The sequence below is a fragment of the Ginsengibacter hankyongi genome, from assembly GCF_008710285.1.
Classification (GTDB): domain Bacteria; phylum Bacteroidota; class Bacteroidia; order Chitinophagales; family Chitinophagaceae; genus Ginsengibacter; species Ginsengibacter hankyongi.
On sequence record NZ_VYQF01000032.1, the window covers coordinates 1 to 527 of the forward strand.

The 527-nt window shown below is 36.2% G+C and carries 1 protein-coding gene; it reads right to left on the minus strand.

The annotated features are described in order from the left end of the window. Positions 1–86 precede the first annotated feature (86 nt). The gene (locus FW778_RS22945; protein WP_150417258.1) at positions 87–479 is read right to left on the minus strand and encodes a plasmid mobilization protein; all 393 of its coding nucleotides are present in this window, start codon (positions 477–479) and stop codon (positions 87–89) included. Between the last annotated feature and the right edge of the window lie 48 nt (positions 480–527).

The following is a 527-nucleotide window of genomic DNA, read 5'->3' on the forward strand; positions in this document are numbered from 1 at the left end:
GCCGTTTGCATGGATGCATTTTGCCGTCCCTTTCTGCACTTTTTGTTCGTTATAATTGAGTGCTCTGTTTATAGTAACGGGAACTGTTATTTTTGCAACCATAGCTCATAGATTTGATGTGCTTTTTCTAAAATTTCATCCACCTTTCTCATGAATAAAATTTTCCCGTTTTCATTACGGATGGCCCATGCTTTGATGTCGGCAATATGGTCGAGTGTATGTAGTTTATGAACTACCTGGTTGAAGTTATTTCCGATAGCATTCAGTTCCTGTTTAAGTCGGATCATCTCTGTCAAAAATTCATCTGCAGATTGATTTCTGTAAAAAATATTTACTGGATCTTTTTGTAATACATCTCTTGCATATTCGCCCAAACTGTTGCAAGTAGAACGGCTATAGAGTTTTTTAATTTTATTTTCTTCCTCTTCGTTTAACCGGATGTTAAGCCATCTGGAACGGACTTTTTTCGGTTCTTTCATCACATTTTCATTTTCACATCTTAGCAAATAATCCATTCAACTTCTGCC

What these genes read in the sequence shown, in the direction of transcription:
- FW778_RS22945 (WP_150417258.1), bottom strand. Translation starts at nt 479, where the DNA reads ATGAAAGAACCGAAAAAAGTCCGTTCCAGATGGCTTAACATCCGGTTA.